Here is a 14,768-nt window from a genome sequence, read left to right on the forward strand (position 1 = left end):
ACGATGCGCCGACTGGGCCCATACTGGAAACCCGTGATGATCTCCCTGGTCTTTCTCCTCGGATTTGCCGCCTTTCTGCACAGCGGCATGGCCGCAGGGGATCCTCCTCACCGTGTGCTCAAGGCTCTTTACTACGCCCTCTCCCTTTTCATTCTCGGCGGCCTCGATATCGGGCTGCCCGGCGCGCCCTCCACCCCAGTGAGGATCCTGCTTTGGATCCTCTACTTCCTCGCCCCGATGCTCACAGCGGGCTTCGTTTATGACTTCATCCAGAAAAAACTCCTCGGCCGCATCCCCCGCGGTCTCAAAGGGCATACCATCCTCTGCGGACTGGGGCGCAACGGCCACCTCATCTACGAGCTGATCCGGGAGACCTTGCCTAAAGGTCACAAACTGGTTGTCATCGAGAAGAACGAGAGCAATCCCTATCTCGCTGCCGTCCGCAAGGATCCCTATGCCTGGCTGGTCCAGAATGATTTTTCGCGTTTGCCGGTGCTCGAGTCCGCGCGCATCAGAAGAGCTCGGCATATCATCTTCTCCACCAATTTGGATCTCGACAACCTCAACGCCCTCATGGAGCTGCAGTCTAGCGGATTGGCCGTCCCGGGCCAAACCATCCATTGCCATCTTGGCGATCTGGAGATGCTGGACAACCTGCAGCAGACCCTCTTCAAGGAGGAGGCCTACAAAAGGGTTCATGTCTTCAACGGCTATCAGTGCGCGACCCGTCAGCTCTACCAGATGCTGCACACCGGCCCCTTCTTCGGCGCGCAGGGGACGGTGTTTATCCTCTTCGGCTACGGCCGGTTCGCGCACATGCTCTTCTGCCATATCAGCGGGGATGCCCGCGGTGGAGCAGCCGACGAGGTCATCATCGTCACGCAGCGAATGGCGCCCGAATACGAGATCGAGCACATGATTTCCGGCCGCGCACGGCAAGATCAATCCCCGCCCTGCACGGTTCACCCTCCCCTTATCATGGACATGCATCATCCCGCCGCCTGGGCGAAGGTGGATCAACTACTGGGGGGGAATATGCGTCCGGTGCTGGTCTTCCTCTGCCGCGATAATGACATCGCCAACCTCGACCTCGCCATTTCTATCAAGCTGAAAGGGCCCGAGAGCCTCAAGAAGGCCACCTTCATCTGCCGGATGTACGCCGAGACGGTCAGGGAATTGAACGATATGCTTGATCATCGCCTCACCCTCAGCCAGAGCCGGGATGTCATCCTTTTTCCGCTTCAGGCCGAACTGAAAAGAGCCTTTGCCAGAGACATTTTCGGAGGGACGCCATGAAGCCGGAGGACGCCATTCCCCTCCGCATCGGCGTCACCGGCCACAGAACCATCGCAGATCCGGATGCTATCGCGCTAGAGGTGGAGGATTTCATCAACAACAGCCTGCCCGAGCTTTTTGATGATCCCGCGGCCGTAAAAGCCCACCTGGAGGACCCCGCCCGCCGGGCAGAAATCGCTTTCACCATCATCACGCCCCTCGCCGAGGGCGCCGACCGACTGGTCACCCGCTCCATCCTGCGCATCGCGCCATCAAGTCGCCTGTGTGTGATGCTCCCCTTTGCGAAACCGGAGTATCTCAAGGACTTTTCCTCGGAAGCCTCGCGTAGGGAGTTTGAATCTCTCTATCAAATGGATCCCGAACCCTTACCGCCGCTGAGCGCTATCTCCTTCGAGGGCATGAATGATAAAAAACGGGAGCAGGAGCGCAGCAAGGCCTATCGAGCCGCAGGGGTGCTGGTGGTCGAGAAGTGCGACCTCCTGATTGCAGTCTGGGACGGTCAGAAAGCCCGTGGCATCGGCGGGACCGCTGAGATTATCGCTTATGCCGAGAAGCGCGGCAGGCCCCTGGTCAAGATCTTCACCAACGGGAAAAGGAGCATCATCAGCAGGGGGGCGGGGCTCAAATGGCCATCCCTCAACCGGATGGAAGAATCCAACACTAACCCCATCCGCCCTGGATAAGTTAAAAGCTCCCCTGATCCTGCCGCCGTTTCCCCAACTCCCTCCATCATTCCGGCGGCAGCGTGCGCTATCTCGTTACTGTCAGCCGACCTCTCCTGCTCCAATGGCGCAAGACACCCAATGATCAGAAAACCATGTAACATTTACGGCGGTAATCCGTTTTCAATAATACAATCAGACGGCGGGGCTCCCCTTCTTCTCTCTTCCAGGAGCGTTTATCCATGCAGCGCGCTATTCTTCTGCTCCTCCTTTGCGGCCTTTCACTGGCAGGGGCTGCTGAGGATTCCGCATACAAAATTTATACAACTGTACCCTGTACATCGGATCTCCCCTTCATTGATGGCCACGGCGATGATCCCGCCTGGCTCAACGCCCCTGTCGGAGACGCTTTTTCTCAGTTTGAACCCCACAACGGGGAATCAGCCAGCGAGCCGACAGAATTTCGCATACTCTATAACCCGGATAACCTTTTCGTCCTCATCCGGGCACACGATGCCCACGCGGAGAAGCGGCTTTCGCGGCTGGCTCGTCGTGATTCCGGGGATGAAAGCGAACAGGTGGGCGTTGTCATCGACAGTTATCACGACCGTCGCACGGCCTTTCAGTTTGGTGTTACCCTCGCTGGTGTAAAGCAGGATCTTGTTTTCAGCAATGACGGTGATAACGAGGACAATAGCTGGGATCCGGTTTGGGAAGTCAAGACATCCGCCGATGATTCAGGATGGACCGCAGAGATGCGCATCCCCTTGAGCCAGTTGCGTTTTGGGAAAGCCCCTGAGCAGATCTGGGGTCTGGAAGTCTATCGTCAGCTCTCACGTAATGACGAATTGAGCCTCTGGCAGCCGATCCCCAAAGATGCCTCAGGCCTTGTACATTTTTTCGGCGAGTTGCATGGATTGTCCGGTCTTCGCCAACCCAGCCGGATCGAGCTTTTGCCCTACAGCTCGGCCGACCTGACCACTGCACGGCCCGAGAAGGGCAATCCTTTCATGACAGGCCGCGCCAGCCATTTCAAAAACGGCCTGGATGGCAAAATCGGTCTCTCCAGCAATCTCACCATGGATTTTACGGTCAATCCCGATTTCGGGCAGGTGGAGGCGGATCCCTCCGAAGTCAATCTCTCGGCCTTCGAAACCTTCTTCCAGGAAAAGCGGCCCTTCTTCATCGAAGGGCAGAACATCTTTGAGTACAAACTCGCTATGGGCGACGGCGACCTGACTATGGATCGCCTCTTCTATTCCCGCCGGATCGGCCGGCCGCCGCAGTATGAGGTTGAAACCGCCGATGGCGAATATCTCAAGGCACCCCAATTCACTTCTATCCTCGGCGCTTTCAAAATCAGCGGCAAGACCGCGCGCGGGCTCTCCATCGGTTTGCTCGATGCCATCACCGAGCGCGAACAGGCGGAGATCCGCTCCGGCACGGTCCGGCGTCATAAAGTTACCGAGCCGCTCAGCAATTATTTCGTCGGCCGGCTGCAGAAGGATTACCATAGCGGCCGCACTTCACTGGGCACGATGGTCACCGCAACCCACCGCAGGATCGAGGCGGCGCATCTCGAATTCCTTGACCGTGCCGCCTACTCCGGCGGCCTCGATTTCCGCCACAGTTGGGACAATCAGAACTGGATCCTGGATGTGCGCACCGCCTTCAGCCACGTCCGTGGCAGCCACGATGCCCTGCTCGAAATCCAGACGGCCCCAGCTCACTACTTCCAGCGCCCGGATGCCCCAGGCCTCGGTGTCGACTCCAGCGCCAGTTCCCTCTCCGGCACCGGCGGCGCCCTATCCTTCGGCAAGATTGGCGGCGGACACTGGCGATTCCTCTCGATGACCCTCTGGCGCAGCCCGGGCCTGGAGCTGAACGACCTCGGCTTCATGCGCCAGGCGGATCAAGCCATCCAGGTCTTCTGGGGAGCCTGGCGCCAGCTCAAGCCATGGCACAGCATCCGCGAATCGCAATTCAACGTCAATTACTGGAATTTTGCCACCTGCACCCGGGAACATCTCGGCTATGGCGGGAACATCAATGGCTATATCGGCTTTGCCAACAACTGGAGCCTGAACGGCGGAATCAACCACGAAAGTGAATGGCTCGGCATCTCGACCCTTCGCGGCGGCCCCGCCCTGCTCGGACCGGCCGGCACCAATCTCTGGTTCTATCTCTCCACCGATTCAAGAAAAAAAATTACGGCAGGGATCGAACATTCTCGCTACCAGACCAGCTGCAGCAGCTCCCGCTCCCGCCATTGGGGCGTGAAGCTGGATTGGCGCCCCTCGCCATCCCTGAGTTTTGCCTTCCAGCCGGAGTGGAATACAGGCACATCCAACCTGCAATATGTAGAAACGGTAGAAACCCCCGCCGGCCCGAGGTATGTCATGGGCCGGCTCGAGCAAAAGAATCTGGTGATCGTTATGCGGCTCAATTACAGTCTGACGCCCGAGTTGTCGATCCAGTACTACGGTCAGCCCTTCGTCGCTGCCGGCGCCTACAGCCAGTTCAAAGCCATCACCCAGGCGAGAGCAGCGCGCTATGAGGATCGCTTTCATCGCTTTGCCGCCGATGAGATCCGCTACGATCAGGAGAATGAACAGTACATTGTCAGAGAAAGCAACAGCCCGGCAGGTCTGTACCGATTCGACAAGCCCGACTTTAATTTCAGGCAGTTCCGTTCAAATCTGGTGGTGCGATGGGAGTATCGCCCGGGCTCAACGCTATACTTTGTCTGGTCCCAGGGGCGGACCGGTGAAATGGGGGAGGGAAGCTTTGCAGGGCGCCGGGACATGCATGCCCTCTTCAGGGTCTACCCGGAGAATGTCTTTCTGGTGAAATGCAACTACTGGTTCTTGCTCTGATACGGACCGATGCGGCGATGCCCGCGCTTGGCCTGGGAGGTAAAACCATTGCCTTTCCGCAGGATACGAAGAGCCGGTCTATTCCCGGCCCAACCGGTACCGGCTGCGCAGGGCTTCGAGTGTCCTGTAGCCGAACGAGCCCAAGGAGGTGATTTGCTCGTTTTCGGCGACCTGCTGATTATAATCCTTCTGGAAAGCGACCAGGGCGTCATAGGTCGCCTTTTGTTCGCCGTTCAGCACGCCTGAATAGAATCCCACCTCGCTGAGCACACCCTGGATCATGCGGTAGGCTGCGGTACGGCTGGCATCCTGAATGCGGGTCGAAATAAAACCGCCAAATCGATGCAGCTGCTGTTCCAGCTCAAAGAGCCGGTAATTAAAATTGTTGCGCCATTCAGCGGCCTCGCCGGCGAACTTGACCAGGGCGCGTAGCGTGTCCACAACCTGAGGATGCGCCAGCGGCTTGCCGATGATCTCCTGCAGCTGTGAGAGCGGCAGTGACTGGGCCAGTTCCTGCTGGCAGCGGGCCAGCTCCTCCTGACATTCCCTGGAGGGTTGGGAGATCTTGATCCCGAAAAGGTCTACATCCTTGTCCTGGAACACAGCAATCCCGATGATGATCGCCAGCAACAGCATCCCCATGGCGACCAGCAAGCCGAGAACCTTCGGCGTGAGCTTGTTGATGATCACATCAATAATGCTCCCCAGCCCTGCCCCGGTTTTATTCATACCACCCCTCCCTTTAAAAATCCGGCTGATAAAATATAAAGGGATTCAAGGCCAATGTCAAGCGCTATTGCTTACTCCATCTTCCTGCCGTAATCCAGCCGGAAACTGGTGGTCACCTGGGGGAACGCAGGGACCACCTTGGGATAGGGCACGTTCTCCTGTGCGACGGTCATCGGGATGGCGGTCAGTCTGACAGCGTCGAAGGCCTGCATATCGATGGCGATGCGGTCGCTGTATTTCCGCTGCAGCGAATCAACCTTGGCGTTGAGATGGCGCTCGATCGCCTGCAGGGAGCGGGGATTATCGGCGATGCTGTCGCCTATCGCCCGCAGGTAAGCGTCGCGATAAAAGAGCGCATTGTAATAATCCCGCCACATGGCAACCTCGCGTTCAACGCCCTCCAGCCGATCATAACCTCGCTTGTAGGCGCGCTGGGTCAGATACCGGTCTCGGACCATGTCTATGATCGCCAACTGCAGTTGCCGTCCAAACTCGCGGTTCTGCATACGTTTTTCGCGAAAGACCAGGGGATGGCTTTGCATCTCATGAAAGAAGCGTTCGACGTTCCAGACTTCGCCATCGACAGTAAAGAGCGGCTCGCCGGCCATAGCCTTGACCTGGCTGAGATAATCATCCCAATTGACATCCTTTTGCGGCTGGTCCCAGTACCGCTGTTCAAATGAGGCTCTCTCCTCTTCCCGGCTGCGCAGATAGAGCGGCCCCAAGAGGTCGGTCAATTTGAAAAAGACCGCCCGGTTGAATTCAATACGCCGGCCTTTCATAACCGAAAGAATATAACGGTCCCAATTCTCTCGGGCCTCCTTGTCGATGAGGCGTTCCTTCACCGAGTTCCAGAGTTCGCGAAGTTTTTCGTTGGTGACAACCGGCTCCGGGATAATCTCAAGCACCTGCATGAAGAGATATTGGCCGGGCGCGGTCTGGACCGGGCCGATCAAGTCGCCCACCTCGCGGCGGGTGATAAAGAGCGAGTCGATGACGGCGTCATTCTCCGATTTAGCCCAGCTCACTTCGCGTTGCGGCAGGGTGTCGAGGGGGGCGAAGGAGCGCATCGCGATCAGCATCGGCTCGTGCTGAATGCGCATGCGTTCGTTGAGCAGATGCGCGGTCGCGCTGTCGGTGGCATTGAAATAGGCGATATGGTAACGTCGTGCGGCGTTGACGACGCTCTTTTTCAGCAGGGTCGTGTCGATTTCAACTCCGGAGTAGCCCTCCTTGATGAAGAGGTACTCGCGCATGGCCTGCTCTTTGCGGCCCTTGAGAAAGTTCTTTACTTTGGGCGAGGTAATCAGGGCATTTTTCTCGCCCGCTTCAAGTGCAAAGAGCTTCTCACCGATCAAGGAATTGAGGATGATCTTTTTATGGGTATAGCTCGCGCCGCTACACCAGGCCGGCCGCGGAGTATATTCGGCACGGCGGATGAATTCATTGACCGTGATGGTCTTGCCGTCCACCCTGGCCAGAATCGCTTGCGGCGGCTGGAGGTCCCGGTTGCGATGGCAGCCCGATGCGATGATCAGGCCAGACACAACCAGGGATAAAACCAGTTTTTTCATGACATTTCCTAATAAAATGGAGATGGGCCTGACTTTCGCAGCCGGGCCCATTCCATGACATTCTGGGGACGGTCGTGTGCAGTACCGTCCTCTCGAGTCATTTGATGATGGCAAATTTACCCATCTTGACGTCGCCGGTGAGATTCGATTCAACGCGGTAGAGGTAATATCCCGCGGCGATATCGAGTCCCTCCTTGCTGCGCAAATCCCAGAACGCGGTGCCATTGGATTCACTGTTGGAATCAAAGGCGGAAGTGCGCGCATTCACGGCATTGTTGACCACGATCTCATCGACCAGCAGGCCGCTGACCGTGAAAATCTTGATCGAACACTGCGCTGGAACGTTAGTGAACATGATCCGTCTGGGCTGATTGCGCTCCCAGTTGCCGATCGCCGGTTCCATCACATTCGTGACCACATAAGGATTGGGGACCACCATGATTTTTTTCATATCCTCCTTGATCCGGCTTTTCTCAACCATCTGTTCACCGACCGTGCTGAACGTCAGCGAGTCGCTGGGCAGGTATCCGCGATCATAGGCGATGTGAAAGATGTCGCCGGCCTTGGGAAGCTGGCTTTCGGTAGTGGCCTGCTGGAAATCGATGATGAAGGCAAGGCCGGCCCAGAGGTTACGGCGGTTGGCTGCGCCCTGATCTGTCACGAAGCCTACCAGGACCCGGTCGACCAACCAGTTGAACACGCCATCGCGATCGATATCGTGCACCACCAGATCGGCCTTGAGATTCGCTCCAGTGGAATCCTTGAGATTGGGCGTCTCCACGTAAAAATTGAAATTGTGTTTGAGGAGGAGCTCCTTGGGATCCAGCCGGCCAAAGTTCTCGTCCTTCATCGTCGCCGCCTTGGCCTTGCCGGTATAGGCGGCGGGATTATCCGTCCAGACGATGTTGTAATCGTAGGGGAAAACCCGGGTGGTTGAATCGGAGGGCTCGGTGAGCCGGATCGGAGCGCTGCCCTTGATCCAGCCCGATTCGACGTAATTGATCTCCGGCTCGCGCGCCGGCAGCCGGAAGGTCAGGGTCAGGCCGTCGAACTCCGCCGTGCTGAGATCATCATCGATACGGAAACGGTAACCCTCCTTGTATTCTCCGAACTGGGTATCGAGGCGCCAGAACTCAAAATTATCGCCGGCAAAATTGCTGTCGTTTTCGGTGTAGATCAGCTTACCGCCGCCGGTGACATCGTAGATACTGATGCTGTTATTGACATAGCAGAGGCCATGGCTGGTATTGGCCGGCCGCTTGAGGGTGATTGCGGAACCGAATTTCACCTTGTAGGCGTTGTCTGGTTTGACAAAAGGTGGGAAGACCACATTCGGAATGATGACATTCTTGCCAAAGGCGTTGTTGGCACTGACATCCTTGATCGACGGGGAGGCATAGCCCGCAGCATTCTGGTGCGGGGTGACGATCGCCACGTTTTTGGAGACCTCTTCCACCGTTTCGTCGCGGCCGACGTTGAGGGTATAGGTATTGAAAGAGGGGCCGACCTTGACGTCTCCGGTCTTGATGCCGTAATCATAGGCGACCAAAACGTAATAGTAGGTTTGGCCATTGATGACATCGGTATCGGTGAAATAATTGGTGATGCCCTTGTCCGAGCCCAGGTAATAGCCGGCGCCATTGACCAGTCCAAAATCGGTAAAGTTCTTTTTGCCATCCACGACGTCGCATTCGAAGACCGGCTTGATCAGCATCGGGGTGCCGAAGCCGTCGGTGATGATCTTGTCGTCCGACATATAGGGATCGGTCGACTTGTAGAGCTTGTAGCCTTCAAAGTCGTTGACGTTGTTCAGAAGCGGCTCATAGGTATATTTCTGGGCGATATCATCCCAGGAAAGGAAGACCTTGCCGTCACCGGGGAGGGCTTTGAGCGTCGGCATCAGCGGCGGCTGAGCAAATTGATAGTCGGTCTCGTAGATGAACTGGACGACCTCCTTCAGCTTGAAAAGGGCTGGCGCGTCATAGGGTGGGGCGCTCTGTTCGTGCAGGCGCTCCATAGCGTGCAGCTCGGACATGGAGATGCGTTCGGTACGTCCCTGGTAGAGGGTGAAAACACCGGTGGCGAACTGTTCGCAAAAGTTGGTCGGCGTGGTTTGGGCTTCATCGAAGATGCCCTGGGTGAGGAAGTCCCATTCCGCTTTATCGTTGCGCAAAAGGTAGATGGACCAATTCATATTATAGCGGAAACTGGTCAAGCCGAGCATGTCCGATTCGCCGACGTCGGTGAAGCCAAAGTTGGGTTCACTGCCCAGGCCTTCGATGAGGTCGGGGCGGTGGTTGCATTCGGTGCCATTGGCATCAGGGCCGGGATAGTCGAGATCAAAGGGGCCGGAACCATCGGTGCCGACATCATCACCCGGGAACTCGTTCTTCTGGTAGATGCCATCGCCATTGGTATCCACACCGTCGCGCCAATCGCCGTCCTCATCGGCGTCCCAGTGCTCATGGAAATCATAGGTCAGGACGCCGTCACCATCTTCATCGCTGCCGAAAAAGGCGATGAAATCGTTGATGTTGGCAATCCCTTCACGCGGACCGATAAGGCGGGTGGCGACATTGTCGCGCTGCTCATCGATCAGACCGTCGCTATCATTGTCCTTGCCGTCGGTCGAAACGCCCGGGCTTTCGAGGAAGGCGATGCCCATGCAGCCGGGGACGCCGCCGCCGCCAACCATCTCGCCGTCATAGTCCCAGGTGAAGGCCATGTCCAGATCGGTGTTGTAGTAGGCAACATCGTCGGCCGGCTCGGACTCTTCGCCGCCGACCGCCATATCAATATGATAGCCAAAGTACATCTCGGGCAGGTCATAATTCGAAGTATTGGCGATGGTATATTCCCAAAAGATACAATCAGCGGCCTCAGGATTCTTCCACTGGAATCCGCGGACCTCGACCCTCAGGCCGATGCCGCCCCAGGGCAGGCCATACTGGATGGAGGGCATGGGCCCCTTGTCGCCGATCCAGCGGCCTGGCCGGGGATAATATCGGACCTTGTCCTCCGGGCCAAGATATTCCTGATCCTGTGCATCATTGGCGACAAAGTAGCTTTCCAGATCGGCTTTCATGATGCCCAGACCAAAGCGGCCGTTCCAGACACCGGGCCACTTGAGCTTATCGCCACTCGCCGGCCAACCGGCAGGTGGCCAGGAGTTGGGCTTGTTGCTCATGGCCGGATTGGGATTGTCTTCCGAGATATTGAAATAACCGAAGACCGGATAGAGGCCCCATTCGACGTTGCCGTCGGGACTCGTATCCATGTATTCGCGGTAACTGCCCTGGCAGAAATAGAGGGTGTCGAGATCCTTACGGGTGCGGATCTGGTTGATGTCCGTCACCGGGATGGAGTCCTTTTCCACATAAACCCGGGCGCCAAAGAGGCAGCAGATGCCATCGGTCATCTTGGAGCCGCTGTAATCGTTGGGCCAGTGCGAAACCCAATAGCCAAGGTTGCAGCAATCCGAGAGCTCCGTTGTATTGCGGAAAAAGAGGAGCACATTATTGCCGTTCATTATGCCGGTTCTTTCCGCTTCCTTGTCGCCGGCCGGATCATCAGGACCCTCATATTGCTTGCCATATTGGGCCCATACGCCGCTTGCCAAGCCTGCCAGCAGGACGATAATAAAAAGCAGAGATACGATCCGTCTCATGCCATACTCTCCACGATAGTGACCGGTTAAAAGAGAAAACTCAGGGTATAGGTATGCATCCCGCCGAGGAGATCGACATTGCGGAAAGCATAATCGATCATCAAGCTCTGATTGCGCAGGTAGTCCAGGCGCATTCCGCCGCCAGCGGTCAGCCCGTAGTGTGAATCTGTCATAAAGGCCCCCTTGTAGCCGCCGCGAAGATAGAATTCACCGACGGCAGGGATAGCCAGGCTGTACTGGGCGCCGACATTCATGGATTCCGAATTGTTGTTGGCGTGCAGGAAATCCACCGCCACGGTCAGGCGATGACCGCCGCTGATCAGAGGATTAATGGAAGCGCCGATGCGCGCCACCAGGGGCAGTTCCCAGCCTTCGGTCTCGAACCGGGTCGGGATATAGGCGTAATTGCCGTTCTCGTCGGGATTGATGTCCACCGTCTCCTTGAGATCGATGCCATTGTAGGACATCTTCGTGCCGTAATTGCTGATGCTCATGCCGATATTCAATCCGTCACCGGGCTTGTCCGACCAGGCAAAAAAGGGCGTATTGACGATCGCGCCCAGATCCAACGCTACGGCGCCAGCACGCTCGTGCCAGATCCGCGAGGTGACATATTTGGCCGAGGCGCCGAAGGAGAACCACTGCGCCAGCTTGCGTCCGTAGGTCGCGCTGACCGCAATATCCTGACCGTCGAAGGTTTCGCCTGTGCCGGTCTGCATATCGGTGTTGGTCACCTTCTCCTCGCCATAGGAGGTCTGATAGAGGGTCAAGGCGATAGCACCCAGGCGATCGTTGGCAAAGGCCGCACTCACCGCGGAGGTATTGATGTCGAGGATCCAGGGCTGGTAGTTGAGGATGACCTGATTGCGCTCCATGTAGCCCAGGCCAGCCGGATTCCAGTAGACCGAGCTGAGATCACGCCCCATGCTGACATAGGCGTCTCCCATAGCATTGCCGGCGCCGCCGAAGCCCATTTCGAGGAAATTGGCGGCCGTGGTGCCCACGCGCGAGTCGGATTGGGCATACAAAGGCGCAGCCAGCAGCAACAGGATCAAGGCAAATAAGGGGATATTTCGGCTGATCATGACTATTCTCCGCATAAGGTTTAGAACATGAACCCGACGCCCAGCTTGACCTCGCGCGGGGCGGAGTACATCGCCGGATTTTGATACTGGTCTTCGATCGTGTTGAAATTGGAACGGAACGAGAGGTACTGGGCCGGGTAGATGATCGTCTCATAGGCATGGCCGGTGTAGCCGTATACATACATCTCGTTGCGGGTATCGAAGAGATTGCGAACATAGGCAAAAAGACGCAGCTTGGCGGAGCCCTGGAGCAGGATGTCATACTGCCCCTGCAGATCGAAATTCACGTTGGCCGGCTTCTTGCCGTTGTTGGGAAGCAGACTCTGCCGCGCCAACCGGCTGGTCGGAATTGGCGTGTAATCATAGGGGAATCCCGAATTGAAGGCACCCGTCACACTGACCGAGAGGTTGCGCCGGTTGAGGCCGATGGTTGTGTTGAGGGTATGGCGCTGATCCCAGCTCATGGGGATCAGCTTCGGGACGGGGTCGATGTTGACCGCCAGGCGGCTGTAGGTGGAGCTGGGATTGTCCGCATTGCCACGCGTATATTGCAGCGTATAGTTGAGATTGGCGAATAGCGGCCCTGACTGGTAGTCGAACTTGAGCTCCAGGCCCTTGGTGTTGCCGTAATCCTTGTTGTCGTAAACGCCGTAACGGGTCTCGTTGTAGGTGGTCCAGACCACGGCGCTCTGCAAATCGTAGATATCGCTGTAGTAGACCGAAACATCCATCCCCAGTCCAGGCATCAGTTGCTGCCAGAGGCCCATCTCATACTTGACCGTCTTCTGGGCTTTCATCAGGGGATTGCCATGAGTCGTGCCAAAATCGGTGGTCGGTACGATGAACCGATAGTTGGTATAGAGCGAGTACATCGGCGGCATCTGGAAAAAGTGGCCGTAACTGAAATGCAGTACGGCCGCGCTGCCCAGGGTGTAGGAGAGCCCGAAACGCGGGCTGAGCTGGGTTTGCGCCGGTGCCTTGATCATATGCGACATCATGTTTGGATCTTCATAGAGCCCCTGGTTCGAGGGATTACGGCGGTTGGAGGGGTAGAAGGTGTTGGAATTAAAGTAATCATAACGCAAGCCGAAGTTCATCACCAGGCTCTCGTATTCCATCTTGTCCTGGATGTAAAGCGAATAGTCCCAGGGCTGCTTGATATAGCGGTCCATGGAGATGGACTCGTTGGGCACATACTCCGCTTCATAGGGATAGAACTGCATGCGCTGCTTGACAGGATCATACCAGCGCGCCTGAAGCAGGGGCGAATCCCATTTGACATCGCGAGTCGGTACCGGCCAGTTCTTGATGTACTGCTGGGTATACTGGACGCCGCTTTTAAGGCTGTGGTGCTTGGTCGCCTGCCAGGTCAGGTCGTACTTGGTCGTCATAAGATGGGTGAAATATTCGGAGTGGCTGCGATCCTGCCCACCGGCAGAAAAGCCGCCGACACTGCCGCCATACTGGGTGCTGACGTAACGCGGATCGAAGGGATCCTTGTAAAGATAATAGCCGTTCCAGTTATCGGTATAGGAAAATTTGAGTTCCTGAAAGGCGCTGCGGCTGATGGCGTGGTTGATCTTGAAGGAGTACATCGCGTTGCGGTTGTGGCTCTTGCCATAGGCGTCGGGATTGTATTTGTAGCTGTGCCTGTAGCCCTGGCCCTCGGACTTTTCCAGGGTGTAGGTGGCCGCCATGCGCATATTTTTAATCAGATTGAAGGAGAGCTTGCCAAAGAGGGAGTAGTTCTCGCTTTCGCTCATCGGAACGACGGCGCTGTCGCCGGTGTGCTCGGAGTAAAAGCGCACGCCGTTGATCCAGACGTCCCAGGGCGTGATATCGGCGCCGGCAATGTTACTCTCGGCCATATTGCTGTAGTTGGTCACATCGAATCGGCGGATACCATTGAGATAACCCTGATCGTTCTGATAGCGGAGGTTGGCAAGGAAGTTGATCTTGCCTCTCCACACCGGTCCCTCGAGCTGGGCCTTGTAATCCTGAATCCGGTTTACTTCGGAGGCTTTGAGGCCGATATAGACGCCATCGGACTTGGGCAAGTAGTTGCCGAGGTTGGCGCTGACCGAACCGTGGAACTGGTCGGCACCGTCCTTGGTGACCATGTTGACGATACCACTCATGGCCTTGCCATACTCGGCGTTGAAGGTGCCGGTGATGACCTCGAGGTCCTGGACCACTTCCTTTTCCAACTGGATGGTGCTGCCTTCACCATAGAGGGTCTCATCGACCTGCATGCCGTCGATGAGATAGGAAACTTCATTGGAGCGGCCACCGCGGAAATGGCCGCCGACGACGCCGGCCTGCAGTTCGATGACCTGGGAGACCTCCTGGACCGGCATCATGGAGATCTGGTCCGAGGAGACATTCTTGATCGAGCTGGTCTGGTCTTTCTTGATCGAAATCTTGGAGGCTGTGACCACCACCTCCTGCCCCTGGATCACGGTTTCGTGCAGGCGGATGGGGACATCAAAGGTGCGGTTTGTCGAGACCTGGGCTTCGACGCGTGCCGATTCATAGCCCACCATACGCACAAGCATGGTGTATTTGCCCGGGCTGACGTTGATGATATAGAAATCGCCATTGAGGTCGCTCACTGCGCCAAGGCTGGTGCCTTCGAGGATGATGTTGGCGCCATAGAGGGGCTCACCCTTGACCGCGTCGGTTATGCGGCCGGTTATTTTGCCGGTTGTTTGTGTCCAGGCGGACGTCGTGATGAGCAGAAGGAGCAGGAGCAGCGGGAATTTGCGGAAACCCATGACCTTACCTCACATTCGGGTGAACAAGGAGTGGGAACTGGATTTTCACAGGCATGCGATACACGCTCTCGGGGGAGAGGGCGGCCTATGCAGGGTGCCGGCGCG

Annotated in this window: 8 protein-coding genes; 3 read left to right on the forward strand and 5 right to left on the reverse strand. The window is 56.8% G+C overall.

Annotation, left to right across the window (positions count from 1 at the left end; genetic code table 11):
• The first annotated feature begins 3 nt into the window (after positions 1–3).
• The 3 genes from PLH32_14855 to PLH32_14865 all read left to right on the forward strand — a co-directional run bounded on the left by PLH32_14855 (position 4) and on the right by PLH32_14865 (position 4,834).
• Entirely contained in the window at positions 4–1,296 is a 1,293-nt protein-coding gene (locus tag PLH32_14855) for an NAD-binding protein (GenBank protein ID HQJ65891.1), read from the forward strand.
• Entirely contained in the window at positions 1,293–1,979 is a 687-nt protein-coding gene (locus tag PLH32_14860; GenBank protein ID HQJ65892.1) for a hypothetical protein, read from the forward strand. Before PLH32_14855 ends, PLH32_14860 begins: the two co-directional genes overlap by 4 nt.
• Before the next feature lie 221 nt (positions 1,980–2,200).
• Entirely contained in the window at positions 2,201–4,834 is a 2,634-nt protein-coding gene (locus tag PLH32_14865) for a DUF5916 domain-containing protein (GenBank protein ID HQJ65893.1), read from the forward strand.
• Positions 4,835–4,912: 78 nt separating this feature from the next.
• Here PLH32_14865 and PLH32_14870 read toward each other — a convergent pair whose 3' ends face one another.
• The 5 genes from PLH32_14870 to PLH32_14890 form a co-directional block, all read right to left on the reverse strand.
• Positions 4,913–5,563, reverse strand: coding sequence for a hypothetical protein (locus PLH32_14870; GenBank protein HQJ65894.1), 651 nt, complete (start codon positions 5,561–5,563; stop codon positions 4,913–4,915).
• Positions 5,564–5,634: 71 nt separating this feature from the next.
• Entirely contained in the window at positions 5,635–7,137 is a 1,503-nt protein-coding gene (locus PLH32_14875) for a hypothetical protein (GenBank protein HQJ65895.1), read from the reverse strand.
• 97 nt (positions 7,138–7,234) lie between these two features.
• Complete coding sequence (locus tag PLH32_14880) at positions 7,235–10,804, reverse strand: hypothetical protein (protein HQJ65896.1); 3,570 nt, start codon at positions 10,802–10,804, stop codon at positions 7,235–7,237.
• A gap of 26 nt (positions 10,805–10,830) precedes the next feature.
• The gene (locus tag PLH32_14885; protein ID HQJ65897.1) at positions 10,831–11,889 is read right to left on the reverse strand and encodes a PorV/PorQ family protein; all 1,059 of its coding nucleotides are present in this window, start codon (positions 11,887–11,889) and stop codon (positions 10,831–10,833) included.
• Between the two features lie 20 nt (positions 11,890–11,909).
• Entirely contained in the window at positions 11,910–14,663 is a 2,754-nt protein-coding gene (locus PLH32_14890) for a TonB-dependent receptor (GenBank protein HQJ65898.1), read from the reverse strand.
• Positions 14,664–14,768 lie beyond the last annotated feature (105 nt).

Source organism: bacterium, assembly GCA_035419245.1.
Classification (GTDB): domain Bacteria; phylum Zhuqueibacterota; class Zhuqueibacteria; order Residuimicrobiales; family Residuimicrobiaceae; genus JAKPUX01.

Coding starts and splice junctions, on each gene's coding strand:
- PLH32_14855 (HQJ65891.1), top strand. CDS start 4: ATGCGCCGACTGGGCCCATACTGGAAACCCGTGATGATCTCCCTGGTC.
- PLH32_14860 (HQJ65892.1), top strand. CDS start 1,293: ATGAAGCCGGAGGACGCCATTCCCCTCCGCATCGGCGTCACCGGCCAC.
- PLH32_14865 (HQJ65893.1), top strand. CDS start 2,201: ATGCAGCGCGCTATTCTTCTGCTCCTCCTTTGCGGCCTTTCACTGGCA.
- PLH32_14870 (HQJ65894.1), bottom strand. CDS start 5,563: ATGAATAAAACCGGGGCAGGGCTGGGGAGCATTATTGATGTGATCATC.
- PLH32_14875 (HQJ65895.1), bottom strand. CDS start 7,137: ATGAAAAAACTGGTTTTATCCCTGGTTGTGTCTGGCCTGATCATCGCA.
- PLH32_14880 (HQJ65896.1), bottom strand. CDS start 10,804: ATGAGACGGATCGTATCTCTGCTTTTTATTATCGTCCTGCTGGCAGGC.
- PLH32_14885 (HQJ65897.1), bottom strand. CDS start 11,889: ATGATCAGCCGAAATATCCCCTTATTTGCCTTGATCCTGTTGCTGCTG.
- PLH32_14890 (HQJ65898.1), bottom strand. CDS start 14,663: ATGGGTTTCCGCAAATTCCCGCTGCTCCTGCTCCTTCTGCTCATCACG.